Annotated in this window: 18 protein-coding genes and 1 pseudogene; 3 read left to right on the plus strand and 16 right to left on the minus strand. The window is 64.6% G+C overall.

What is annotated here, in order from left to right; translation table 11 throughout:
- Window positions 1-29: 29 nt before the first annotated feature.
- Both tssL and tagH (Amn_RS14360) read right to left on the minus strand, forming a co-directional pair.
- Window positions 30-1,571: a type VI secretion system protein TssL, long form gene (gene tssL / locus Amn_RS14355; RefSeq protein WP_286288397.1), complete on the minus strand. Its 1,542-nt coding sequence runs from the start codon at window positions 1,569-1,571 to the stop codon at window positions 30-32.
- A gap of 171 nt (window positions 1,572-1,742) precedes the next feature.
- Entirely contained in the window at window positions 1,743-2,837 is a 1,095-nt protein-coding gene (tagH, locus tag Amn_RS14360; RefSeq protein ID WP_286288399.1) for a type VI secretion system-associated FHA domain protein TagH, read from the minus strand.
- Window positions 2,838-3,039: 202 nt separating this feature from the next.
- Between tagH (Amn_RS14360) and Amn_RS14365 the strand changes: the two genes are divergently transcribed.
- Genes Amn_RS14365 through Amn_RS14375 form a run of 3 tightly spaced genes read left to right on the plus strand, consistent with a single transcriptional unit; the run spans window position 3,040 to window position 6,136 of the window.
- Window positions 3,040-5,364, plus strand: a complete 2,325-nt coding sequence (locus Amn_RS14365; protein WP_286288402.1) for a type VI secretion system Vgr family protein — start codon at window positions 3,040-3,042, stop codon at window positions 5,362-5,364.
- A gap of 11 nt (window positions 5,365-5,375) precedes the next feature.
- A complete protein-coding gene (locus Amn_RS14370) occupies window positions 5,376-5,801 on the plus strand; it encodes a DUF6484 domain-containing protein (protein ID WP_067962059.1) in 426 nt (141 codons plus the stop codon).
- Entirely contained in the window at window positions 5,801-6,136 is a 336-nt protein-coding gene (locus Amn_RS14375) for a hypothetical protein (protein ID WP_286288408.1), read from the plus strand. Before Amn_RS14370 ends, Amn_RS14375 begins: the two co-directional genes overlap by 1 nt.
- Before the next feature lie 30 nt (window positions 6,137-6,166).
- Here the strand turns inward: Amn_RS14375 and Amn_RS14380 are convergent, their stop codons facing one another.
- The 14 genes and pseudogenes from Amn_RS14380 to Amn_RS14445 all read right to left on the minus strand — a co-directional run bounded on the left by Amn_RS14380 (window position 6,167) and on the right by Amn_RS14445 (window position 23,215).
- Window positions 6,167-7,087 (minus strand): beta propeller repeat protein, encoded by a 921-nt coding sequence (locus Amn_RS14380; RefSeq protein WP_067962055.1) that lies wholly within the window; start codon window positions 7,085-7,087, stop codon window positions 6,167-6,169.
- Window positions 7,088-7,126: 39 nt separating this feature from the next.
- Window positions 7,127-8,209: a PAAR-like domain-containing protein gene (locus Amn_RS14385; protein WP_083948587.1), complete on the minus strand. Its 1,083-nt coding sequence runs from the start codon at window positions 8,207-8,209 to the stop codon at window positions 7,127-7,129.
- Entirely contained in the window at window positions 8,206-9,231 is a 1,026-nt protein-coding gene (locus Amn_RS14390; RefSeq protein WP_067962053.1) for a 3-oxoacyl-ACP synthase, read from the minus strand. Before Amn_RS14390 ends, Amn_RS14385 begins: the two co-directional genes overlap by 4 nt.
- Complete coding sequence (locus Amn_RS14395) at window positions 9,228-10,325, minus strand: DUF2169 family type VI secretion system accessory protein (protein WP_067962052.1); 1,098 nt, start codon at window positions 10,323-10,325, stop codon at window positions 9,228-9,230. The genes Amn_RS14390 and Amn_RS14395 overlap by 4 nt, the downstream gene beginning before the upstream one ends.
- Window positions 10,325-10,867, minus strand: coding sequence for a type VI secretion system-associated protein TagF (tagF, locus tag Amn_RS14400; RefSeq protein ID WP_067962050.1), 543 nt, complete (start codon window positions 10,865-10,867; stop codon window positions 10,325-10,327). The genes Amn_RS14395 and tagF overlap by 1 nt, the downstream gene beginning before the upstream one ends.
- The gene (tssM, locus tag Amn_RS14405) at window positions 10,849-14,388 is read right to left on the minus strand and encodes a type VI secretion system membrane subunit TssM (RefSeq protein WP_067962048.1); all 3,540 of its coding nucleotides are present in this window, start codon (window positions 14,386-14,388) and stop codon (window positions 10,849-10,851) included. The genes tagF and tssM overlap by 19 nt, the downstream gene beginning before the upstream one ends.
- A 3-nt stretch (window positions 14,389-14,391) precedes the next feature.
- Complete coding sequence (icmH, locus tag Amn_RS14410) at window positions 14,392-15,711, minus strand: type IVB secretion system protein IcmH/DotU (RefSeq protein ID WP_067962046.1); 1,320 nt, start codon at window positions 15,709-15,711, stop codon at window positions 14,392-14,394.
- A gap of 4 nt (window positions 15,712-15,715) precedes the next feature.
- A complete protein-coding gene (gene tssK, locus Amn_RS14415; protein WP_067962044.1) occupies window positions 15,716-17,050 on the minus strand; it encodes a type VI secretion system baseplate subunit TssK in 1,335 nt (444 codons plus the stop codon).
- 40 nt (window positions 17,051-17,090) lie between these two features.
- Window positions 17,091-17,543, minus strand: a complete 453-nt coding sequence (gene tssJ / locus Amn_RS14420; RefSeq protein ID WP_067962042.1) for a type VI secretion system lipoprotein TssJ — start codon at window positions 17,541-17,543, stop codon at window positions 17,091-17,093.
- 3 nt (window positions 17,544-17,546) lie between these two features.
- The gene (tagH, locus tag Amn_RS14425) at window positions 17,547-19,088 is read right to left on the minus strand and encodes a type VI secretion system-associated FHA domain protein TagH (RefSeq protein ID WP_067962040.1); all 1,542 of its coding nucleotides are present in this window, start codon (window positions 19,086-19,088) and stop codon (window positions 17,547-17,549) included.
- Window positions 19,085-20,149 (minus strand): type VI secretion system baseplate subunit TssG, encoded by a 1,065-nt coding sequence (gene tssG / locus Amn_RS14430; protein ID WP_067962038.1) that lies wholly within the window; start codon window positions 20,147-20,149, stop codon window positions 19,085-19,087. Before tssG ends, tagH (Amn_RS14425) begins: the two co-directional genes overlap by 4 nt.
- Entirely contained in the window at window positions 20,113-21,987 is a 1,875-nt protein-coding gene (gene tssF / locus Amn_RS14435) for a type VI secretion system baseplate subunit TssF (protein WP_182574158.1), read from the minus strand. Before tssF ends, tssG begins: the two co-directional genes overlap by 37 nt.
- Window position 21,988: 1 nt before the next feature.
- Window positions 21,989-22,734, minus strand: a pseudogene (gene tssE, locus Amn_RS14440) (type VI secretion system baseplate subunit TssE).
- A 1-nt stretch (window position 22,735) separates the two neighbouring features.
- Window positions 22,736-23,215, minus strand: a complete 480-nt coding sequence (locus Amn_RS14445) for an Hcp family type VI secretion system effector (protein ID WP_286288428.1) — start codon at window positions 23,213-23,215, stop codon at window positions 22,736-22,738.
- Window positions 23,216-23,231 lie beyond the last annotated feature (16 nt).

Genomic DNA, 23,231 nt, shown 5'->3' on the forward strand with positions numbered 1-23,231 from the left:
CGACCACCACAGCATGCGGCGGGGCGCGCTCATGGTGCGTCCTCGCGCCGGATCATGACGTCGACACGGCGGTTCAAGGCGCGGCCGTCGGCGGTTGCGTTGTCGGCGATCGGCACGTCCTCGCCCTTGCCTTCGACAGCTATTCGCGAGGCATCGCCGATCCCCTGAACAAGTGCCTTTGCCACAGCCTCCGCCCGGGCAACGGATAGATCGTAGTTCGACTTGTAGGCACTGGACTGGCGCGGCTTCACATTGTCGGTGTGGCCGACGATTCTGATCGGACCCGGTTCGCCTGCGAGTGCAGCCGCAATGCGCGCCGCCACGGGCGTGAATTCAGGCTTGGTCTCGGCCTTGCCCGGCTCGAACAGCAGCTCGTTGTTGAGCTCGATGATGATGAACTCGCCCTTGGAGGCGACGGTCAATGCGCCGGCGCCGATGTCCTGGGTGAGGGCAGCGCGGATGCGGTAAATCTGCGCCATGGTCGGGGCTGTTGCTGCCGGTTTGGCATCCTCGACCGGCGAAGCCGGCTCATCCGGCGCTGCCTGCTCGATCGGCGGGGCGAAGTCGCTGCGTTCGATGGCGACCGGCTTCGATGGTGTGAGTGCAAGCAATGTCGCGGCGAGCGCGTCGCCCTCTCTGGTGACGTCGCCGCGCATCCAGAAGAAGGCGGTGGTGACGAAGGCGAGGGCGAGGGCGGCCATCGCCCAGAGCGGTAGCCTGTAGGGGCGTCGGTCCACGGTGGCCGCGAGGCCCTGCCAGTGCGGAGAAATACCGTCGTCGGTGAGCGGCCGGAAGTAGCGCAGCGCGGCGTACAGGTCCTGGCGCACGAGCTCAAGGCTCTGATTGCCGCCGGCGACGCCACGATATTGTCCGGCGAAGCCGAGCGACATGCAGGCATGCATCAGTTCGAGCAGGTCGCCACGCTCCGCCGGATCGGCCAGCACCGAGTTCAGTGCCTCGAAGAAGCCGTTTCCTGACGCATCGATCCCGTAGAAGCGCGACAGCATGCCGTGCTGCGCCCAGTTGTCGGAGCCGATGCCCGGCAGGTTGGCGATGATGTCGTCGGCTGTCTCGCAAAGGGCATATTTCGCGACATGCGCGTCGTCTTGGTTCACGCCGGCTTCGGCGGCTTTCCATTCGAATTCTTCGATGCATTCGGCGACGTGCTGGGCCAATACGGACACGTCGGCTTCGACCGTCACCGTCCTGAGATGGCCAAACAAGATGAGAAGCGGCGTTGCCGCTGATATCAGCGGGTTGGCCCCGGAAACCTGGACACGTTCGGCCGCATCGAACAGGGCCTCCAGCGACGTGCCTGCTGCCGTTGCTGCCTGCTTACGCTGCTTGTGGCTGTTGCGGGGCGCGTCGCCAGGGGCGTCGCCGAAGGGACTGGCCTGATAGATCACCGTGCCCGAACTTGGCGCCTGCTGTTCAGGGCCGCCGGTGTAGATGATGGTCGGATCGGACGCCGGCTGTGGTGGCGAGGGCTGGTCCGGACGCGGCGCGCGGCGCGGCGATCCGCGAATGACGGTTCTGCCGTCGGAGCCGGAAGGATCGTCCTTCGAACTCATCGCCGATTATCCGCTTTCGCGCGACGGCTGCCATGCCCTGACAATGCCGCGGATGCCTCCGGTCACGTGCCAACAACGCATCGTAATGCATGGAAATGCCGATGGGAACCGGGGCTGAACCGCCCGCCGAAACGGTGGGGCCGACCGAGGGATCAGCTGCGTCCAGCAACGTTACTTCTTGTTCGCCGACCTGGCGTAGGCCTCGCTGAAATAGGCGAGAAAGACGTCGAGCATGCCGTTTTCATGCGCGGCCTCCTTGGCTTCCCATGTCGCGACGAACATGTCCCAGGCCCGCCCCTTCTTGGAGACGAAGGCAGAGGCGGGGAGCTTTCGCTCGATGGCATCGGGCGACAGTTCCGAAAGCAGCCGCGACAAGGCCGCCTGCATCGCCGCATAGGTCGCGAGTTCATGCGTCTTGAGATCGCGGAATGCCTCCTCGACGCTGTGCCGGGCGTCGAGATAACCCGAGCGACGCTGGGCAAACATGATCTCGAGAATTTCTTCCGAGCGCGGAATGAACTTCAGCGGGTTGTTGTCGACGCCGCCGATCATCGTGCGCTGGCTGCTCTTGGCGAGCGCCTTGGCGGCAGCGCGCGCCTTGAGCAGCAGGGCAAGCTCGTCGACAACCGCGCGCAGCACCGCGCCGACTTCGGCGGCAACATCCTTCGGGTCGCGCTGCAGGAACACGTCAGGCGAAACGCCGGCGCCGGCAGCGATGAGCCGGAGCAGTTCGGTCGCCTCCTGCCGTTGCGGCGGGGGAGGCGCAGGTTGCACGGGCACGGCCTGCGGCGGGCGCGCATGCTGGACCGGCTGACGCGCCACGACACCCGCCGCCGACTGGCCGTTGCTCGGACCTCCGAAGAAGGGATCAGCCAGTTGCGGCGGTGGCTGGCCGATATCTGCGGCATGGCGGGCCGGGATCGGATTGCCCCAGTCGTTGCCGGCGCTGCGGTCGTCCTCGAGCGCGACCGAGACGATATAGCTGCCAATCGATAGCTGGTCGCCGTGGCTGAGCGGATGTGGGTCGGTGACGCGCTGGCTCGAGCCGTTGACGAATGTGCCGTTGCGCGAGACGTCGTAGAGCCAGAACGTACCCCTGTCGTAACGCACCTCGCAATGCAGGCCTGAGATGAACAGGTTGGGATCGGGCAGGTTCCAGTCGCGATTTTCGCGCCCGATGGCGAAGCTGCGACCATTCGAACTGTAGAACAGCGGTCCGCCGGTGGGCAGCCTGTCGACATTCTCGATGGTCAAAGTGATGAGCATCCGAATTCGCCCGCCAAACCTCTGTTTCCGGCAGCCTCGTCCAAATTCCTTATTATATTCTAGCAGTTTGCAGCGACAGCAGCACAGGGGGATTTGGGCGCGCCGCTTTCGCGTCCGTGCCGTGCCGGCTTTGGCCGGTTGAAAAACTTGTGCTAAGCTTCGCGACAGATGTCCGGCCGTCCCCGCGGAGAGGCACGACGCCATGGCTAACGATCGCGCGACTGTGGTCCGGACACCGCTCGGCGACGCGTTGACATTCACCCATCTGGCCGGCCGCGACGAGATCAGCCGCTGTTTCGCCTATGCCGTCGGCTTCGTCAGCAGCGACCCTGATATCGACCCGTTGAAGATGCTTGGCGGCGCCGTCTCGGTCGAGGGCGAGTCCGACCCGAAACGCTGGTTCAGCGGCCTGGTGTCGGATTTCCGCCTGACCCGCATCGAGGACCGGCAAGTTTATTATGAAGCGGTCGTCCGGCCGTGGCTGTGGTTTCTCGGCACGGCCACGGACTGCCGCATCTTCCAGAACATGAGCGTCATCGAGATCGTCGAAAAGATCTTCTCGAAATATGGCTCGGCGAAGTTCGAGAAGCGGCTGCAGGGTTCCTATCCGCCGCGCGACTATTGCGTCCAGTATGACGAAAGCGACCTGGATTTCGTCCAGCGCCTGCTCGAGCACGAAGGCATCATGTATTTCTTCGAGCATGGCGACGGCGAACACACGCTGATCCTTGCCGACGCGATGAACAAGCTCAAGCCGGCACCGGGCTACGAGAAGGTGCCGTATCATTTCGAAGGGCAAGGCGCGCGCCGCGACGTCGAGTACATCACGGAGTGGATACCCGGCAGCTCGGTCAGGCCCGGCGCCTACACCCACACCGACTACGACTTCAAGAAGCCGGATGCCAGCCTGATGGCGAAATCAGACCAGGCATTTGGCCACAAGCTGGCATCGGGCGAAAACTATCGCCAGCCCGGCGCCCACCTGGATGTCGGCCGTGGTGACAAGATCGCCGGGATCCGCCGCGAGGAGCTGCAGGCCGTGCACCAGCGTATTGCCGCTGCCGGCACCGTGCGCGGGCTGTTTTCGGGCTGCACCTTCAAGCTCGACGGTTTTCCGCGCGACGATCAGAACCAGGAATATCTTGTCGTCAGCGTCGAGTACCGGATCTTCGATCCCGGCTATCACACCGGCATCGACACCGAGGGCGAAAGCTTCACCGTGGTACTCGGCGTTGCGCCGACAAGCCTGCCATACCGCCCGCCACGGATCACACCGCGCCCGATCATGCGCGGACCGCAGACCGCGCGTGTCGTCGGCCCGTCGGGCGAAGAAATCTTCACCGACGAATACGCCCGGGTGAAGGTGCAGTTCCACTGGGACCGCCTGGGAAAGAAAGACCAGGACAGTTCGTGTTTCGTGCGCGTGTCGCAGACCTGGGCCGGCAGCGGCTGGGGCTTCATCCAGATTCCGCGCATCGGCCAGGAGGTCATCGTCGATTTCATCGAAGGCGATCCGGACCAGCCAATCATCACCGGCCGCGTCTACAACGCCGCCCAGATGCCGCCCTACGGCTTGCCCGGCAACGCCACGCAGTCGGGCTGGAAGTCGAACTCGTCGAAGGGGGGCGGCGGCTACAACGAACTGATGTTCGAGGACAAGGCAGGCTCGGAACTGGTCAATTTCCAGGCCCAGAAGGATCACAACCTTCTGATCAAGAACGACCGCACCAAGCTGGTGCAGCACGACCAGTCCGACCGCATCGACCACGACGCCAAGCATTCCGTCGGCCACGACCTCGACGAGGACGTCGGCAACAACAAGACCGTGAAGGTCGGCGTCGACCAGAAGACCGACATCGGATCCAACGATACGGAAACGGTGGGCAAGAACCGCTCGTTGACCGTCGGCTCCAACGAGACCATCAGCATCGGCTCCAACTCGACCGAGACGATCGGCGCCAACCACGCCCAGACAGTCGCCATCGCCCAGGCGATCACGGTCGGCGCTGCGCGGGTGGACACGGTGGGTGCGACCGAGACGCGTACGGTCGGATCGGCGCAGACCAACACGATCGGGTCGACGCGCGCGGTCACAGTGGGTGCCGCCCAGACCCACCAGATCGGTGCCGATGACAGCTGGAACATCGCATCGAACCAGGAGGTGACGATTGGCGCCGACCAGACGTTCAACATTGCCGGCAACCAGAAATCGAAGATCGGCAAGGGAAGGCGAACCGAAATCGCCACCGACGACGGGACCAAGGTAGGCGGCGCCTACGAGTTGCGGATCGCCAAGGCGAGCATGGTTCAGATCGGTGAAGACGGGAAGATGAATGTCGGCAAGACATTCCTGATCGAAGCCGGCGACGCCATTGCGCTGAAATGCGGCTCTGCCAGCATCTCCATGAAGAAGGATGGTACGATCACCATCGAGGGCAAGGACATCAGCATCAAGGGATCGGGCAAGATCAACATCAAGGCTTCCAGCGACATCGTCATGAAGGGCTCGGAGATCAAGCAGAACTGAGGGCGCAGGGGATGACCAGAACCATCAAACGGATCGAGGGTGTAGTCATCGGGGTCTTTCTCGGCTTCGACGGTGCTGCACCGCTCGTCGTGTTTCCCGGCAATCCCAGGGACACTGCGCTTGCCGCGCGCAGCCTGGCCGAACTCAGCGCCGACATGGTCGGAGCAGAGGTGGCGCTGCTGTTCGAGGGCGGCGACCCCGGCCGGCCGCTGATCGTCGGGCGCATCGTCGAGCCCGTGCGCAAGGCACAGACGCCGCAGGTCGTTCGAGACGGCGAGCAGGTCAAGATCGTGGCCGGGGAACGTCTCGAACTGCGCTGCGGCAAGGCCACAATCATCATGGAGAAGGATGGGCATATCACCATTCGCGGCACATACGTCACCAGCCATGCCAGCGCGGCCAACCGCATCCGTGGCGGCTCTGTAAACCTAAACTGATGCCGAAGATCGTTCTGCGCGAGATCGTGCGGCAGCATGCGGAAATGGCGGCATTTCTGTGGACCGTCTACGACCATCACCTGCTCCATCCGGATGAGAACCCCGACATGGACGAGGAGCGTCTTGCGCGGCTGGTCGAGCGGCTGGATGCTCATCTCGACGGCCTTCGCATTGCAGGAGATGCCGGACGCGAGATCGCCCAGGAAGTCTACGCCGAATATCCTGAGGTCGGTGAGCTCTTCGTGCTTAGGATGCTCATGGAGGGCGCGCCGCAGCGCATAGCTGAGCTCGACCTGGAAAAGGTCCGGGCCTATCTCCGCGTCAACGGTGGCTGATCTGCGTGGGCAAGCGCGCCCGGTCTACAATCAGGTGAGCTTGAAGCCGTCGTCGTATTCGAGCGACAGCGATTTCCATTTCTTGCCGTCGAAGCGCCAGGCACTGTCGGTGCCCGCGACATAGAGATAATCGCCATCGGTACGGATATCGGAAGCGGTGCCGGTTTCCACCTCCAAGGGCACGATGGCGTTGCCCTTCTCCACGCCGATTCCGCCCTCATCGCCCCAATAGGCCTTGCCGCTATAGGTGCGCACGGCAAGATGGGTGGTGGTATCAGCCGGTTCGAGCTCGACCGCTTCTTCGTTGGCGATGCGCAGGCACGTTCCGTCTTCGCCGGCGACCCTGATCGTGCCGTCCGCGGCAACGTCGATGCCATAGAACACTTCTTGGCGATGCAGTTCCAGCGGCTGCCACGTCGAGCCCGCGAGCTTGTGCACCGATCCTGATTTTCCGCAGACCCAGATGCCATGCTTCGCGTCACCGTGAATATCCATGTATTCAGCCTGGGTTATCGGCGTGATCGGACGCCAGTCGTCTCCGACCAGCTTGACGGCGCCGCCTGAAGAGCCGACCATCATGGTGCCACCTGGGTCGGCGGCCCAAACCTGGCGAAAGCTCTCCGTGCCGACCTGATCGCGGGTCCATTGCTTGCCGCCGTAGCGCCAGATCCAGATCGTTGCCTCGAGCGCAAACAGTTCGCCTGAGGGCGACGCCGATAGCGACGTCAGCCATTCTGACGTGAACAGAACGCCCTTCGCGGTCTTTGGATTGAAGTCGTCGACCACAAAAATGACCGACACCGTGGTGTCGTAGTCGGAATCCGCGAGCAGGAACAGAATGGCCACCTTGCCATTGCCCATCGGCGCGACCTGAAGGCATTCGATCGAGGTGTCCTCATCTTCGACGAAGTCTTCCAGCTCTTCCTTGTCCATCTTCAGCTTACCGATCATGGCTAACGCCTCCCTGGCGGTTGGCTAGGCAGAGATCATTCACGGGCAGTCCTTCTTGGACTTGGCGACGTCGGACGCCCTGACGACGACTTTCTTCGGGTCCTTTCCGAGGCTCACGGCCTCCTTCTTCAATCGCTTCTTGGCAACTCCGGCAAGTCGGCCCTGGTCAATTGCCTTCGGGCAGGTGTCGACACAGCGCTTCGTGTCCTTCACCTCCTGCGCGTCCTTGCCCATGCTCTTTTTCTGATAGTCCTGGTTCGCTTTCCTGAGGCACTCCGCAGCAGCATCCTTCACTTCGTCAGGAATTTTCGGGTCATCCATGTTGTCGACCGTTGCCCTGGCGCATTTCTCGTTGAAATCGCCGAGCTTGCCCTCCTGGTTGAGCTTGATCCACTTGGCCGCTTCCTGGGTCTTGAGGTTGTGGGGCGTCTTCGACCCCTTGCCGATGACTTTGCCGGTGGCGCCAGCCTTCTTTGCCTTTGCAGCTTCGCCCGGAACCCATTTTGCCTTCATGCAGATGCAGGGGGCCTTGCTTTCATCATAGGCCTGACAGCAGTCGAGGGTCAGGTCACGCACGCCCTTGGCGGTGAAGAAGCGCACTTCCGTGGTGTGCTCCTTCTCATACCCCTCCGGACACGTCAGCTTGTTGTAAGGCTTGATCTCCAGCATGCTGCAATTGAAGGTCGCCACCGTCGCGGTGGAAATGTTCGGCATCGGCGGCCCGCCGGCGGTCGGCGAGGCGTGGTCGTTTGAGCCGATATCGGAGAAGCGGCTGATCGGCTCGCCGTCCATCTTCACATTGCCTGACCAGGCGTGGGCATATTCCTTGCCCGTGTTCACCGAGGTGATGATGTTCTTCTTCGGCGCGCAGCCGGCTTCGTTGCCCGAACATTTCGTATAGTAGGACTTGTTCTTCTGCGTGATCGTCTTGCCCCCGATCTTGACCGTACTTGTGCCGCTGTCGGTGTCGTCGTCCATGCTGAAGGTGGGATAGGGGATCGGTACGCCGGGGGGCGTCGCGGGCGTCTGCGGCGGCGTGAAACAGACATAGGGGAAGGCGGCGATGATCTTGTTGGCCTGCGCCTTGCAGGCGATCTCCAGACCGTTGGCATAGACGGTCATGCGGCTCTCCTCGATGCAAAGACTGCAGCGCCACACGCGCCGTCATCCGACGACGCTTCGATGAGCACCGGATTGCCGGCCGCGTAACCTTTTGCCGCCGCGGTCCAGGCCATGCCCACCATCACGGGAACGGCTGCGGCACCGATGTTGCCAAGCGATTCCGCAGGCGACCACAAATCCTGGAATTCGTGGCGGCCGCGCAGCAGCCGGATCGAAGCGAGTGCGGTCTGCTTGAACCAGTATTGTTCGCCGATGAGGTCCGAGATGCGGTAGCCCAGCCGGTTCATCTCGATGCCGGTTTCGCCAAACGCCGCATCATAGGCCGCTGTCATGCCATCGGCTCGCAACGGCAGATCGTCCTTGTTGTAGATCGAGGCTGTTTCGCGCGACAGGCCAAGGCCGAATAGCTGGAAGTTTCCGCCATTCGGCCGGGTGCACAACACCGCCGCCGCTGCCTCTCCCGGAATGAAGCCGTTCGAGTTGTCGGCGGTCAGCAGGCGGCGTCCCTTGAGGTAATGGGCAATCGTCGGCGCGGTCAGATAGCTGTCCACGCCAGCGATCATCACATAGGGCACGTCGCCTGATGCCAGCAGCCTGCGGGCATAATTGAATGCTACGTGCCCGGCAGGGCGCCCATGCGCCACGGTGCGGGAGCGGCTGTGAGGTTCGACCTTGACGATTTCGCCGATCCGCCGGAGCAGGCCGGAGTTGTCGCGCACCGGCCTGCCCGGGCGACCTTCCTCGGGAAGGCAGAGGATAAGTGCCGTCTGGCCGCGCGCTTCCGGCGCGCGCTCGAATGCCTCGGTAATGGCCCCTGCGGCCAGATGCGCCATGCGCTTCTCGCCGATCCAATTGCGCGGCAGCGGGACGGGCGCGCCGGTCAGCCACCCCTCCGGCGAGCCGAGGAAACGCGTCTCCTGGAAGCCGTCGAGGCGCGCGCGCATGGCTGCGCATGCTGAAGGCGCATCGAGTCCGACGGCCGTGGCCATCCCGACCGAAATGATGGCGACGCCGGCGGTCATGCCTCTTCCTCCTCAGGTGCTACCCCATCGGCACGGACGAAGGTGCGGCCGGCTGCCCGCGCCCTCAGCATGGATTCGGTGGGGGGACCTACCCAGCATTCGGTAAAATCCAGAATCGTGCGCTCGATCCGCTGCGCTACCCGCCAGACCAGGTGGTAGCGGCGGTTCTCCGGGTCGAACAGGATAGTGTCGGGGTACAGCTCACCCTCGAAACTCTTGGCGCCATCCTTGAACAGGGTCATCTCAAGCCCGGTTGGCGGCAGCCGGAAGCTCACCCGACCTTCCGGCGTCAGGTTCACCAGCTGTACCTCTTCACCACCCTTGGGATGATCGATCTGCTGGTCTGGCGGAGCCATCTGGAAATAGCGCTCGTCGAAGTCGGACGGCAGGAAGGGAAAGATGTTTTTCGTCCAGTTGTCATCGTAGGTACCGCCATGTTCGATGCGGCCGGGCCAGCCGCGGCCCATCGGTCCGAAGCTCATCGGCGTGTAGTCGCCGAAGGGCGAGCGGACTTCCTCGCCGACCTTCTGGGTGTTGGGCAGCCGCAGGCCCGGAATGAGGTGCTGGTTCCTGGTGCGCGACCAGCCGGTGCCGACCGGATTGGCGCCGTAGACGCCAGGCATCTTGTCCTCGGGATCCAGCTTGTCGACGCCACCCCAGGCGACGTCATAGCTGATCGGCAGTTTCAGGAAGGGCTGCGGTGCGGTCGCGGTGAAGACCGGGCCGATGGCGCGCCACTCGCGATGGCCGACCACCTCGAACAGTTTCGACCAGTTGCCGACCTTGATGCCGACCGGCACACGTTCCGCCGGCCGGCCGCCGGGCGCATAGGCGCAGCCATTGGCAATCACGTCGCAGCGCGGCTTGCGGAAGGCAAAATCGGTTTCCCACAGCGTGGCGGAATAGCCGGGCTCGCCCGTCTGCGTGTCGGCAAAGACCAGCGGCGCCTGCTCGGCCGACTTGCGCACCAATCCGCCCGGTGCGTCGGGAAGGTCGAACGTGCCCTTGACCACGACGACGATGTAGTCGTGGCCAGCCTTGTCCATGGCTACGGTGAATTGATGGACGTAGCCGGTCTGGTTCCAGATCTGCATCAACTGGTCTCCCAGCTCGCGGTGAGCAGCCGGTCGAGGACCGCTTGTGGGGCCGCCGGATCGACGTCCACCGGCACCCATGGGCCGGCCCACAAGACCATGCTGAGCACAGGCTCTCCCGTCATGTCGGCGATCGGAAACGGCAGCTCGGCAAGGCTGGCGGCGAATTCGTCTGCGCTGACATAACCATAGCGCGCCGCGTCGGCCGCCATCTCAATGTCGTCGAACCATTTCGCCGCCATGTCGGCCAATCCTGAATTGGCGGCGGAGAGGGGGGCTGCGACCGTCAGCGGAAAACGGCGGCCGGCGCGGTCGTTGCTCGTCACGACGATGCCCGCCATCGGGCCGTTGGCATCGGGACCGAGCAGGAAACGCAGTGCCACGTCCTCTGGCCAGGCGCCCGAACTCTGCAATGGCGCGAGGTGGCTTGCCACCCAACGGTCCCATGCGCGCACGAAGTCGCCGGGAAGCCCGCGGCCGACGAAGTCTCCGGTCGCCGGAATCTTGCCGTAGAAGCCGGTGGCTAGATGTTCTGCGGGCACGTGAACCTCTTGAACATCTGCAGGTTGTAGGGGTTCTCGACACTTGCCGCCTTGAGCTCGAAGTCGGCGTAAAAACTCTTGGCGCCGAGGCGCAGGTTGTAGACGTCGGACAGCGATGTCGCCGTGAAGCGACCCTTGGTGAGCAGCCGCAGCCAGGCCCAGCTCCCGGTTTCGTTGACGATGACTTCAGGCGACCCATCGATGGGCTGGAAGGCCAACGAGATGGTGCCGGTGCCGTCCTTGCCCGGCCAGGTCATCGGCTGAGGGCGGGTGGCGTTGTTGTAGTAGACGAGGCTTTGGCCATCGAGGTTGAGCGTCACCCGCGTGACTGTCGGCGACAGATCCTTGGGCTCGAGCGTGAAGCTCATCAGGGGGCCGGTGCCACCGGGGAACAGGTCGTCGCGAATACGGCGCGCCTGCTCGAAGGCGGCAAGGGCAGACGAATCCAGCCCCATGTCGGCACGCCAGGTCCATGGTTGTTTGGCCGTGTCGACATAGCTGATCAGGTGGTCGTTGGTGAAAGCGTCGATCAGTCCGCCTGGGCCGAACAGGCGGGCGAAATCGCGGACGTTGACGTCAACGGCACTTTCCGGGCTGAACGGATATCGGTTGGTCAAGGCAGCCTGGCAGAACGGCAGGATGTCGGCGCGCCAGATGGCATTGAGTTCGGAGGTGACGGCCTTTTCGGTCAGGCCGCTGGTGTCGCCGGCGATGCCGCCGAGCCAGTCGTCGATCGGATCGGGCAGGATCTGCGCCTGGCGCGCGACGGCACCGGTGAGTTCCGCGAGCCCGCCCTGCTTCTTGATGGCATCCTGCGGGTCGGGATTGGCGGTGACTGTCTGCAGCACATTCGATAGTGCCGTCAAGGCGACGACCGCGGCATCGAGCATGGGAGGCTGGCCGTCGACTTCGGCGACCGCACCTTTCAGCGGCTTGAAATGCTCGGCGACGAGCGTGCCGGTCATGTCGACTTCTGCTGCCGACCCGGCACGTGGCAACAGCTTGGCGCCGGCTTTGGCCAGTTTGCCGACCTTGCCGAGCTTGCCCAACAGCTTGGAGGCGCCTTTCGATGCGGCCTTGTTGTCGCCGGCCGGCTCCTCGTCCGAGCGGATGAGATCGGTCTCGTGAACGACTGCCGTGACCAGGCGCTTGAGCGCGGAATCGGCGCTCGACAGGTCCTTCAAATTTTCGCTGGCGACGTTGAGGTCGGTCAGCGGTGCCAGCCTTATGTCGCGCAGCAGGCTGTCCCACTGGGCGATGAAATCCTCGTAGTAGAGCTTCAGGATGTCTTCCGACAGCGCCGACACCGAGGTCTCGGAATTCTCCTCGCAGCCGCCGGCAAAGACGGCGCGGTCGAGGGCCGCCTGGGCGGCGACATCCTCCAGCCGTTCGAGGATGACGTCGTGGAAGCCGGCATAGGTGAATGCGCCGGGCAGGCCGACACGCAATGTTTTGTCGGAGCGGCGGGCAAAGACCTTGGAGCCGTTCGGGCCGGCGAAATTCGCCGGGATCCACTCCTTCAGTTCGGAGACGGCGGGATCGGCCAGCAGCTGCTTGTAGGCGCGTGCTGGCAGCGAAATGGTGCAGACGCTTTTCAGGGCCTCGGCGACCAGCGCCGGATCGGGCGCGACATAACTCGCGTCGATCGTCATGCGGCGGATGGCGGCAAGCTGGTGCTCTTCTGCGTTGGGCGTCGGGAAGGGCGCGACGGGTGCGAATTCGGGCAGGTCGTTGACCCACCAGTTTTGAGCGAAATCCGCGTCCATCTGGGAGAGGCCGGTCATCATGCGATAGGTCTTGAGCGCCCCCAGCATGAATTCCGGATCGCGGACCTGGCGCCACATCGTCGTTTCGAGCAGGGCGACCATGCGGGGTTCGAGGATGTTGCGCAAAGCGTGGTTGTAGCTGTCGGCCTGGGCCCGCAGCAGCTCGGGAGAGGCCGTCGGGCCGACCAGGTCACGAAAACCGCTGGGCGGCGGCGTGCGCGCATTGGTGACCTCATCCATCGCAGCCAGCGCAACGTCGATGTCGGGCGCATCGACAGGAGCCGGGGCCGCCGCGAATGGCGCCAACGGCGCCTGCAGTGCCTCCAACTGGCCGGCTTGGGCCGCGATGGCATTGCGGTTGTCGTAATAGGACAGTCCAAACAGCGCTCCGGCAAGCAGGACAGCTGCTCCGCAGGCTGCGGCGGCACCGCGCCAGATCCAGGTCCGGCGGCGTTGCGCCAGGGGGTCGAACATGCCCAGCCCGGCTTCCTTGAAGATCACTTCGGTGAGCAGGTTTTTGAGGAAGAAGCTGCGCTTTTCGACGCGTGGCGACGACATGGCGCGGCGCGGCGGCAGGCCGAACGAGGAAGAGAGTGCAGCGGTAAGCCGGTCGATGGGCGCGCCTTCCTGTGTGGCCGAAGTCAGATAGACGCCGCGCAACCAGGCGCTGTCTTCGTAGCGGCTTTCGCCGAAAATCTGTTCGACAAGAAGACGGATCGGTTCGGACAGGCTTTCGACCTGGGCCGGGAACCTGAAAATCTCGGCGCGGGCGGCGAGGCTGTCTTCGTCCTCGAGGCGGGGGACGAGGCGGCGCTCGAGCTCGGTCGCCAGCAACGAGATCTCGCTTGCGACCATCTTGCCGTCGACGCGTGCATCAGGCGCGAAGGTCGTGCCCCAGACCTGTTCGCGGGCCGAGGTCGAGAGGCCGCCGAAGAAGGGCTCGAAGCCTTTGATGAGGTCCGCCTTGGTCAGCATCAGATAGACCGGGAGCCGGATTTCGAGACGTTCGTTCAGCTCGGCGAGGCGGCGGCGGATCTTGCGGCCATGCGCCTTGATGGCTTCATCGCCCTCCGAGAACGCATCGATCGACAGGGCAACGATGACACCGTTCAGGGCGCGCCGGCCGCGATGTTTCTTCAACAGGTCGAGAAAGCCCAGCCATTCCACGGCATCGACATCTGGCTGGCTCTCCTGCTGGACGTAGCGGCCGGCGGTGTCGATCAGCACCGCGTGTTCGGCGAAGAACCAGTCGCAGTTGCGGGTGCCGCCGACACCCTGGATGTCGTCGGTGAGGTCGATCGGGAAATTCAGCCCGGACTGGCGCAAAGCCGTGGTCTTGCCGGTGGCCGGCGGTCCGACGATGACATACCACGGCATGTCGCGCAGCAACTTGCGGCCGCCGAGCTTGCGCCGCTTCATCTCGTCCATCAGCCCCTGGAACTTGGCGCCGACCGCGGCAACGCTCTGTTCGCCCGCCGTCAGCGGCTTCTCGACCGGCGGCGCGGCAATCTCGGCGACGAACATGCGATTGGCTCGGATGGCGCGGCGCTGCGCCAAAATCAGCCAGATCAGCCACAGGATGACCAGGCCTGCGATCAGCGCCATACGCACGGTTTCGGACGCAAACGGCGTGCTCTGGCCGACCGCGACGATGGGGCCGAAGATCCAGATGATCAGGGAAAGCAGCGTCAGGCCGATCAGCGTCCAGAGCCACCGCGATGTCAGTACCGACCAGAGGAAGCGCAGGATGAACATCTGTCACAACCTCTTTTCGACCAGCACTTCGACGCGGCGATTGAGCGCCCGGCCTTCACGCGTGGCGTCGTCGGCAACGGGGTCGGTGGCGGCGCGCCCCTCGGAGCGCACGCGCTCGCGCGGCACGCCGTTCTGGACGAGCATGTCGGCAATTGTCGCGGCGCGGGCCTCCGACAGGCGCTGGTTGGTGGAAAGCGGGTTGGTTCTTTGCAGCGGGATGCCGTCGGTATGTCCGACGATGGTGACGTTGCCGATCAGCTCCTGGTTCTCGACGATCACCTTGGCGATTGCCTCGATGAGCGGCTGGAAGCCGTCGGTCAGCTCGGCCCTGGAGGACTGGAAGAGCTCGGGGTTGGAGGCCTGGACGACGAGGCGGGCCAGCGACACGCTTTCGGCGCCCTTGAGCGCCGGGCGCAGGCCCTCGGGCGTGGCTGCCGCGAACTCCGGCAACAGCGCGAAGTCGACGGTCTCGACCGGTGGCGCTTCCGCCTTGGGTGTGGTGCGCAACACCTCGGCGCGGTCGGCCGGTGGAAGCGCACGCACAAGGGCCGAAAGCTGGACGGCCTGGTTGCTCAGCCCCAGCGAGAAGGCGATGTAGATCGCGGTGGCGAGCACGGCAGCGATGACGCCCATCACCCAGATCGGCACGGTGAAGCGCGGCGCCTCGTCGGCGGCAACGACGCCGCGCCAGTTGGGCGACAGCGGCGCGTCTTCGGCATCGGCGTCGCGCAGGAAGCGGGCGGCGGCGACACGCACGGCATTCAGCGACCGGTCGCCCGAGCGGCCGGGTACCCGGTATTTGCCGCGGAAGCCCAGCGCCATGCAGTGATACTGCAGCTCCAGCATTTCCCTATCGCGGTTTGGGTGGCGCTCGAGCTCCTCCAGGCGCGAGAAGAACTGGGCACCTGCATCGACGTCGCCGCGCAGCATGACAACCAGAGGTTGCCGAGGCCAGGCGCTCGAGCCGCCCCACGGCGTGTTCAACGCGAGGTCATCAAGCAGTGCGGCCACCGCCCATGCAGCCTGATCGGCCCGTTCGACCGACGATCCGGCGGCAACGGCGGCGTCGCGACCGCGCACCAGTTCTTCCTGCAGGCGGGTGCGAAGGTGTTCAGGATTCTCGGGCGGCAATGCGTTTTCGAGTTCGGGCGCGAATTCCAGCAAGGCGGAAAACGCATTGACCAATGTGTTCGGATGGGTGCGCGAGCGCTTCAGCGGCGCAGACGAAAACGGCATCGGCATGCGCGGCTGCGGCGTACCCACCATGCGTATCCGGGTACGCTCACGATCCTCCGACAAGCCGAAAGGATCGTCCTGGCTCATCGCGTCACCTGTTCACCGAATAGCAGTCGACCTGCGGCTCGCTCGGCAATACGCCGGAAACGCCGATGACGAATCCGGGTGCGTCGAGGAGGGAGGCCCAGTGCTCGCTTCTCTGATCGAGTTCAAGGCAAAGGCGGTCGCCGTCATAGGGGATTTCGCGCGGCTGCGAATGCAGCGGCTTCAGCGGTATGCCCGGCAGGCGCGACTTCCACAGGCCTTCGAATTCGCTGGCGGCCCCCACCGTCGCCTGGTTGACGAAGATCTTGCGCAGCGCGTCCTCGGACAGCTCGGAGCCGACGCGGATGACGATGCGACTGGCGACGAGCAGCTTGGGGTTGTCGATGCGCACCTTCCAGACATTGGTGGAGTGGCGCATGACCGGCAGCGCCCGCGATTTCGGCTCGACATAACGCAGGCTGAGGATCAGCGAACGCAATGTGTCGGCGAGCGCCGAATAGGCAGGACCTGGGGCCATGTGGTCATAAACAGGCAGTTCGGCGAGACGGCGCGAATTCGAGCCGTAGGTCGCCATCGATCCGGCGAGGCCGGCAAGTTCGAGATAGAGTTCGGCCGGATGGAAGATGTCCTGCGCCAGCATATGCGCCAGGCGTGGTCGCGCCGCATTGGCAAGGTTGAGCATCAGCAGATCTTCGACGCTGCGGCCGGGGCCGCCAAGCACCATCTTGGCATGCGCCTCGGCGATCTGGTCGAGCCCGGTGATGACCTCCTGCAGAAGCTGGGCGTACCAATGGACCGCACCTGTGGCGAGCGTCGGCGGCAGGAAGTTGGCGTCGACGGCAACACCGCCATCGGCGCGCAGGCCGGTGATTTCGGTAATCGGCAATGCCGTGTAGCCGCCGACCGATTTTCCCGGAGCAAGCAACAAGGCCTGCGGACGGGCGATCTCGATCTCTTCGGGGTCCGATCCGCCTTGCACGGCATCGCGAACGGTGACGATGCGGCCGCGGTAGCGCGCACCGCTGGTCTCGGCATGCGCCGGATCGAAGCCGACGCCACCGGGCGGTTCCAATGGTACCGCGATCAACACCGGACCGCCGCCCATGTCGGCGGTGATGGCGAGCGGCTTTGGCGCGTCCATGGTGTCGGGAATGGCAAAGGGCGTGCCGTCGGGAAAGATGCCGCGCGCCGAAAGCACGGCGACCTGTCCGGCTTCCAGCTGGGCCGGGTCGAGGGTGAGCGTGCGAAAGCCATAGGTGTGAAGTTGCCCGGCCTGCAGCGCGCCGCGCACCGTCGCCTCGAAGAAGCGGTCCTGTTGCTGGAAGTGCTGGGTCCGAAGGAAAAGCCCTTCGGACCAGAGCACCCTGTTTGCGTCGGTCATGCGGCAACTCTCTGCATCGACAACTCCTGATATGGCTCGGTCAGGCCGAAATGCCTCCGCTGCCGAGCGTCACGGTGATCGTCACCGTCGAACCCGGTGAAACCGACTTCGTCGTCCGCCAGGTGCGACCGGTTGGTTCGCGAACAAGCGCGACGAAGCCGAGCGCGGTCGCCTCCGGCTCGACGGTGATCGTCTTCGATGCCGCCGCACCCGGGCCGACCGAAAGCTGGTCGGAGCCGATGAGATCGCCGGCAAGTGCCGAGCCGGCGTCGCCCTGCAGGGCGAAATAGTCGGCCGAGTTGAACTTGCCCGTGCTCTTCAATCGCATGACCAGAACCGTGACCGGCCTGTCGCCGCCGTCGGGCCCGGGGTTCATGCCGGCTTGACCGCTCACATTGACGGTGACGGTGGACGGTTTCGGTGGCCCGCTTTGGCAGGCGGCCACCAGTCCTGTAGCGCCGAGAGCAATAATGAAGTCGCGCCGGTCGATCATGCGTCACTCCTCTTCATATGCGTTGCGGAAGTCGGCTCCTATTTCGCCCATGAAGCGCGTCTCGGCACTCAGGGCGATCTCACGATGGCGTTTCTTGTAGAGGTCCCAAAGCTTGGCGCTGCGGCCGCCGGCGAGCAGTTTCTCGATCGACGAGCTCGACTTCAGCTCCTCTTCGAGCGCGACGGGATCGAAGCGGTCGATCATGTGGCGCAGCGCGCCTTGCAGGCCGCGCCAGGCGCGAACATGGTGGTGGGCGAGGTCGCGGATCGCATCCGATATGGCCGGCTCTCCGGCGAGAAAACCCGGACTGCGCTCGGCCAGGATGGTTGCCAGCGCATCGTCGACCGTGGGCAGGAACTTAAGCGGATTGACCTCCGAGGAGCCGACGATAGTCTGCTCGATGCGAGCGTTGCCCTTTTCCTCGGCGCGCTTGCGCAACAGCTGCATCAGGCCTTCGAGCATCAGGCGATACTCACGGCCGAATTTTTCCATCTCAGCCAGCGGGTCGCGGTTGGAAGAGGCGTTTTCGCCAAGGCCCATGCCGCGCAGGAAGGCGGCGCGCAGCGCGCTGTCGGACGGTGCGGGCGTAGGAGTTGGCGCGGCTGCAGGTGCTGCCACCACATTTGCCGCGGCCTTCTCCCGCGCACGCAGCGACATCGGCGGCGGGGGCGGTGTGTCCGCTCGGCGGGCAGGCGCGTCCCAGGGCGCAACCGATGCCGGCTGTGCCGGAGCCGGAACTGGGGGCGGAGCGAGAGCGGTTTCGCGCGGGTCTGCATCGACCGCCGGCGGAAGCGGCGTCATAGGCGGAAGGTCGAAACCGTCATCGAATGACGGCGATTGTGTCACGACTGGTTCCGCTTTTGACTTCGGCGTCTCGGCCGAAGCGAGGCCGAAAGGATCGGCAAAGGCTGCCGTGCCGTTCTGGCTGTCGTCGGCATGGCCGTTCACAACGGGTGTCGCCACCGGATCGAGGCTGAACGGATCGTCGAAGGCAGGCGAATTGCGCTCGGAGCCGCCGGCGCGCTCATAGGCGCGGAACGCGCCGGGCTCGGGATGCTCGAACGGGTTGGGCAGATCGGCGGGCCGGGGGCGTTGCGGCTCCTCGTCCGTCTTGATCGAGAAGAAATCGTCGCCGCCGAGACCGACCGGGGCGCGAGATGCGGCAGGCGCCGGTTGCGGCACCGATGTCCTGGACGATGTTGGCTTGAAATGCTGCAGGTGGGCTTCCGTCGGCTGCAGCTCCACCGACACGACATAGTCGCCAAGACGGAGCCGCATGCCATGGCGCAGTTGCGCCGAGTTGCCCGAGCCAAGGGCGCTGCCGGCGTCATCGATGAACAGGCCGCTGCTCGACGTGTCGACGACGACGTAGCCGTCCTGTCCTGATGTGATCTTGCAGTGGGCGCGCGAGACGAACATGTCGGGGTCGTCGATCTGCCAGTCCGCATCGGGACTGCGACCGATCACGAGTTCACCCTGATCCAGCCGGGTCTGGCGCACTGCCTGTGCGCGCGGTCCCTGCTCAAGCGTGAGGAGCAAGCTCATGCCCCGACTCCCGCCATTTCGGGCCGCCAGCCGACGATCGTCCGCAGGCGCATATCCTCAGCATCGCCCCTTTCGGCAGGGGGCGCAAGCCACGCCGTTCGGCCGAGCTGCGCCGCCCCGATGCGGGCCGGCGGCACCTCGTCGCTGGCCAGCACAAGCCTGAGGTCGACGTCGAGCAATTCACCGAGGAGGTCGCTTATGGCGCGCTTGAGGACAGCCAGTCGCCGGCTGCCGGGAAGGAAGGATGAGTAGGTGTTCAAATCGAGCGGGCCGAGGCGCAGCTCGACGCGGTTCTGGCGGCTGAAGCTGCGCGGCCCGATGGTCGCACTTCTGCCCAGGGAGGCGCTGGCCATGCCGAGCCTCGTCTGCAGCGCGGCTGGAACGTCCAGCCATGACGCCACGAACTCCTTGAGCTGGACCTTCACATTGAACACTTCGGCGACGAACAAGGTCAGCCGCTCGGGCCCGTCGACCTGTCCGGCAAGTGCTGCTGCCTGGCGCAACTTGACCGAATCCATGTCCGGGTCCTGGGCGTTGCCGGTTTCGGGCAATCCGATGCCGGCCATTGCCTCCAGCATCGCGCGGATACGCCCGCCGACGGCACGCTCGACCTGCACGCCGGGATGCGCGTCCGCCCAGGCGCGGTAGAACAGGGCGATCATGCGGTGCTGAAGGATATTGACGAACTCGACGAAGGTCGTGTCGCTGGTCTGATGGGCATCCGCACCGGCAAACCAGCGTTGCGACATGCGGTCGAGCACCCACCGCGTGACATGCAGCGGCAGCGGGCCTTCGGGGCCAAGCAGGCCAAGATTGGCGACGGTGACCCGCGCGGCACCCTTGTCGGTGGCGGGCGAAAAATTGACGACGTCCTGGGTCGCGAAGCCCAGACGCACATGCTGGCCGAGGCGCGCCGGCTCGCGGTCCGGCCGGCCGGAGTGACCGAACAGGCGGCCGTCCCGGTTTTCAAGCTGGCGCAGCAGCTCGAAGAAGTCATAGCCCTCGGACAGCGTGTCGGCAGCCGCTAGATCAGGAAGCGGTTGCCGGGCGTCATCGGCCATGGCACGTCCTCCTGCTTCTGGAGCAGCCGCGTGCGGGTGCGCACGAAGCCGTTGATACCGGCGTGGCGGGCGAACAGCCGCGCCAGAAGCGCGGAAAGCAGCAGCGAGCTTTGGCCTGACAGAACCGACTGGTCGATGTGGAGCAGGATCTCGATGCCGCGGCCGAAACACATCGGCCCCGGTATCGCCAGGCGCTCGATCACCGGCTGGGAATCGATGCGGACGATCGAGCGGACATGGCGCGCCAGCCCCGGATCGCCGCGATCGGCATAGAGGTCGAGCAGTGCGTGCAGCGGATCGACGCCGCGCCCTTCCTTGGCAAGGCTGAGGAAGTTGAGCGCGAGTTGCGCCACCAGCCGCCAGGCCAGATCGTCGGCCCGCGATTCAGCGTCGGCCCCGGCAGGCAGGGCGGCGGGAATGGAGGGCTGTGGCGCACGCAACGCACCAAGCAGGCGGACCGCCTCGACCGGGTCGCCGCTCTCCAGCGTCAGCGTCGGATTGTCGTCGAGGATCGGCAGGTCGCGATTGGTGCAGAGAGCGGTGATCTCGATGCGTTTGAGCGGCCGCCCGGCCGGGATGCCTGCCGGGCGGGAGATCGCCAGGAAAACGTCGTCGCCGGTGTAGGAGGTGCGCGTCATGCCCTCGCGCCGTTCGTCTTCGGTGGCGCGCCGTGGACGGCGCTCGATCGAATAGACCCAGCCGCTGCCCCGGTTCTGACCCAGACTGAACAGTGCCGGTATCTCGGCGTCGGGGCCCTGGGCGTCGGCATCCTCGACATGGGTGACGCGGAAGATTTCGAAATCCCGTGGCCGGGTCCGGTCGGCATAAAGCACCTGCCGGGTCTTGCGGGCATCGAGCTCGATGACGTTGCATTCGCGCTCGAACAGATTGATCACCGGTGTGGCGAAAAGCTCGAAGTCGGCTGGCGCGAGGTCGGCGAGTTCAGGTGCTGCCCGCCGCAGCAGGAAGAAGATTTCGAGCCCCGCTTCGGAGCTGCGCACGACCGGCAGCAGACCCTGCACGCGGACATAATGGAAGCGCTCCGGCATCATGAAATATTCGCGCAGCAGCCGGTAGCCTTCGAAGGTCGGACGCGTGCGCGGCATCAAAGCTTCACTGTCGTTGATGCCGATCATCTCGGGCTGTGGCAGCACCGTGAGCTTGCCTGACTTGCCGTTGGGGCGGGCGCCCATTGCCGTGCAGACGCCAAAGATGGTGTCGAACAGCAGCGACGCCTTGGTGCGCCCGGCAAAATGCAGGTCGAGCCGATCGAGCGCCAGTTCGTTGAGCTTGCCCTTGCCGGATCTGGCGATGGTGATGCGCAGCGCCGCCTCGCACACAACACCACTGATCGGCGAGATGCCGGCTGCGGCGAGCGCGCTGCGATCCTGATAGTAGCCGACCGACGCAATCTCGATCGGCCACAAGGTGACGTCCTGGGCGGTCGTGAAGGTGGAGCGCGTCGAAAGGTTGGGCTGCAGGTTGGCGACAAGCCGGGTGCTGCGCTTGACGACGTGGCCCATGTTCATCGTCTGAACCTGCTGGCCCGGCTTCAGCACCGCCATGGTCACCGCGGGCGCCTGCGTCAGCAGGTCGGGATAAAGCACTTCGAGGACGCTGCGCGCGAACCTCGAGCGTTCGGCATCGACCTTGAGCCGGGTGCGTGCGGCGAGGAAGGCGACGCCGTCGAGCAGGCGCTCGACATAAGGGTCGGGGCAGGGCGCGGTGTCGAGCGAGAGGTTGCGTGCGACCGCCGGGTGCATGTCGGCGAATTCCGCAGCAAGCGTGCGGATGTGGGTCAGCTCCTCCTCGTAATACTCCAGGAAGATCCGATCCATTCTATGCCTCGCCGTATTCTGTCCGCGCCAAGCCGTTGTCGAGATTGATCGTGGTCCGCAGCCGGAGCCGTTCCGGCGTCGGCGTCATGATCAGCACCCCGTCGATTTCGATCTTGATGCCCATGCTCTTGTCGTTGAGGGTGACCGTGACCTTGGTCGCGCTCTCCTTGAGGCGCGGCTCGAAATTGGCCAGGACCGTCTTGATTTCACGGGCCAGCGCGTCCTTGTCGAAGTCGCGGGACGAGCGGCCGGAGAATGAAGGCACGCCGTAGTTGACCACGCTGCGCCGCACCTCCGGGAAGTCGTCGAGTTTCAGGCGACTTTCGGCGGCCTGCTCATCCTCGACGTCGGACAGCAACGGGACGGCATCGAAACGCTCGGTGTTGAACAGCGCCTCGATGTCGCGGCGAACCGCCTCGCGCAGCACGCGCGCCGACACCACAATGCCCCGGTTTTCGAGTTCGACGCGGTTACGGTTGAGGAAGACCAGCCGGTGCAGACGCTGCTTGTGGTCGGGCGTGAGATCGAGATCGGAATCGATCACACGCGCACTGCCGGTGGCGAGCGCTTCGACACGCTCGCTGCCAAGTTCATTGTTCAATGCCCGCTGCAGGGCCTCGATTTCAGAGCTTAGTCCAGGCAGGTCGTTCACCAGCCGGTCCCATAGCGATGGCTGTGACGCCTCTCGCCTTGCTTGCTGAACTCCACTGGCCTTCATCATGCAGCACCAGGGCGTCTATGCGGCACGTCACAAGCCGGTTGCAACGCTCATCTCTTGCGTATGGTCGGTGTCGTAGACCAGCTCGATCGTCTTGTAGGCGAACTGCACGAAGTCCTGGAGCGTGTCGCTGTTGGTCGTGCTGGCACCGAAGCCATAAGAAACGACGGATGCTTCCTTCATGGTGATGACGAAGTAGTCGCTCGTCTCGCCATCGATCGTGCGGCGGCAGGAAACCACCACTTCGTCGAACTGCTTGTTCTCGTGGCAGGCCTTGGCGAGGTATGGCGACGACATGTCGACATCCTTGGAACAACTCACCGTGCCCAGCGCGACGCGGCCCTTGCGGGAAAGCGAATTGGGATCGAATGGGGCCACCATGTTGAAGGCGACGTTGAATATCTCGATCTCTTCGTCATGACCATCGCGGGTGCTCGGACCCTTGATGTCGGGAACCTTCAGGAAGCCGTCGATCTTGGTAGCTTTTCTCAGATCGTCATCCGATGCCATTGTCTCTCTCCGTTAC

The sequence above is a fragment of the Aminobacter sp. Y103A genome, assembly GCF_030294925.1.
GTDB lineage: Bacteria > Pseudomonadota > Alphaproteobacteria > Rhizobiales > Rhizobiaceae > Aminobacter > Aminobacter ciceronei.

Excerpts from the sequence above, each read along its gene's own strand:
- Amn_RS14365 (WP_286288402.1), top strand. The coding sequence starts at position 3,040 with ATGGCTAACGATCGCGCGACTGTGGTCCGGACACCGCTCGGCGACGCG.
- Amn_RS14380 (WP_067962055.1), bottom strand. The coding sequence starts at position 7,087 with ATGATCGGTAAGCTGAAGATGGACAAGGAAGAGCTGGAAGACTTCGTC.
- tagH (WP_067962040.1), bottom strand. The coding sequence starts at position 19,088 with ATGAGCTTGCTCCTCACGCTTGAGCAGGGACCGCGCGCACAGGCAGTG.
- tssM (WP_067962048.1), bottom strand. The coding sequence starts at position 14,388 with ATGTTCATCCTGCGCTTCCTCTGGTCGGTACTGACATCGCGGTGGCTC.
- Amn_RS14395 (WP_067962052.1), bottom strand. The coding sequence starts at position 10,325 with ATGCAGATCTGGAACCAGACCGGCTACGTCCATCAATTCACCGTAGCC.
- tssK (WP_067962044.1), bottom strand. The coding sequence starts at position 17,050 with ATGACCGACGCAAACAGGGTGCTCTGGTCCGAAGGGCTTTTCCTTCGG.
- Amn_RS14445 (WP_286288428.1), bottom strand. The coding sequence starts at position 23,215 with ATGGCATCGGATGACGATCTGAGAAAAGCTACCAAGATCGACGGCTTC.
- icmH (WP_067962046.1), bottom strand. The coding sequence starts at position 15,711 with ATGAGCCAGGACGATCCTTTCGGCTTGTCGGAGGATCGTGAGCGTACC.
- Amn_RS14375 (WP_286288408.1), top strand. The coding sequence starts at position 5,801 with ATGCCGAAGATCGTTCTGCGCGAGATCGTGCGGCAGCATGCGGAAATG.
- Amn_RS14370 (WP_067962059.1), top strand. The coding sequence starts at position 5,376 with ATGACCAGAACCATCAAACGGATCGAGGGTGTAGTCATCGGGGTCTTT.
- tssL (WP_286288397.1), bottom strand. The coding sequence starts at position 1,571 with ATGAGTTCGAAGGACGATCCTTCCGGCTCCGACGGCAGAACCGTCATT.
- tagH (WP_286288399.1), bottom strand. The coding sequence starts at position 2,837 with ATGCTCATCACTTTGACCATCGAGAATGTCGACAGGCTGCCCACCGGC.
- tssF (WP_182574158.1), bottom strand. The coding sequence starts at position 21,987 with ATGGATCGGATCTTCCTGGAGTATTACGAGGAGGAGCTGACCCACATC.
- Amn_RS14385 (WP_083948587.1), bottom strand. The coding sequence starts at position 8,209 with ATGACCGTCTATGCCAACGGTCTGGAGATCGCCTGCAAGGCGCAGGCC.
- tssJ (WP_067962042.1), bottom strand. The coding sequence starts at position 17,543 with ATGATCGACCGGCGCGACTTCATTATTGCTCTCGGCGCTACAGGACTG.
- tssG (WP_067962038.1), bottom strand. The coding sequence starts at position 20,149 with ATGGCCGATGACGCCCGGCAACCGCTTCCTGATCTAGCGGCTGCCGAC.
- Amn_RS14390 (WP_067962053.1), bottom strand. The coding sequence starts at position 9,231 with ATGACCGCCGGCGTCGCCATCATTTCGGTCGGGATGGCCACGGCCGTC.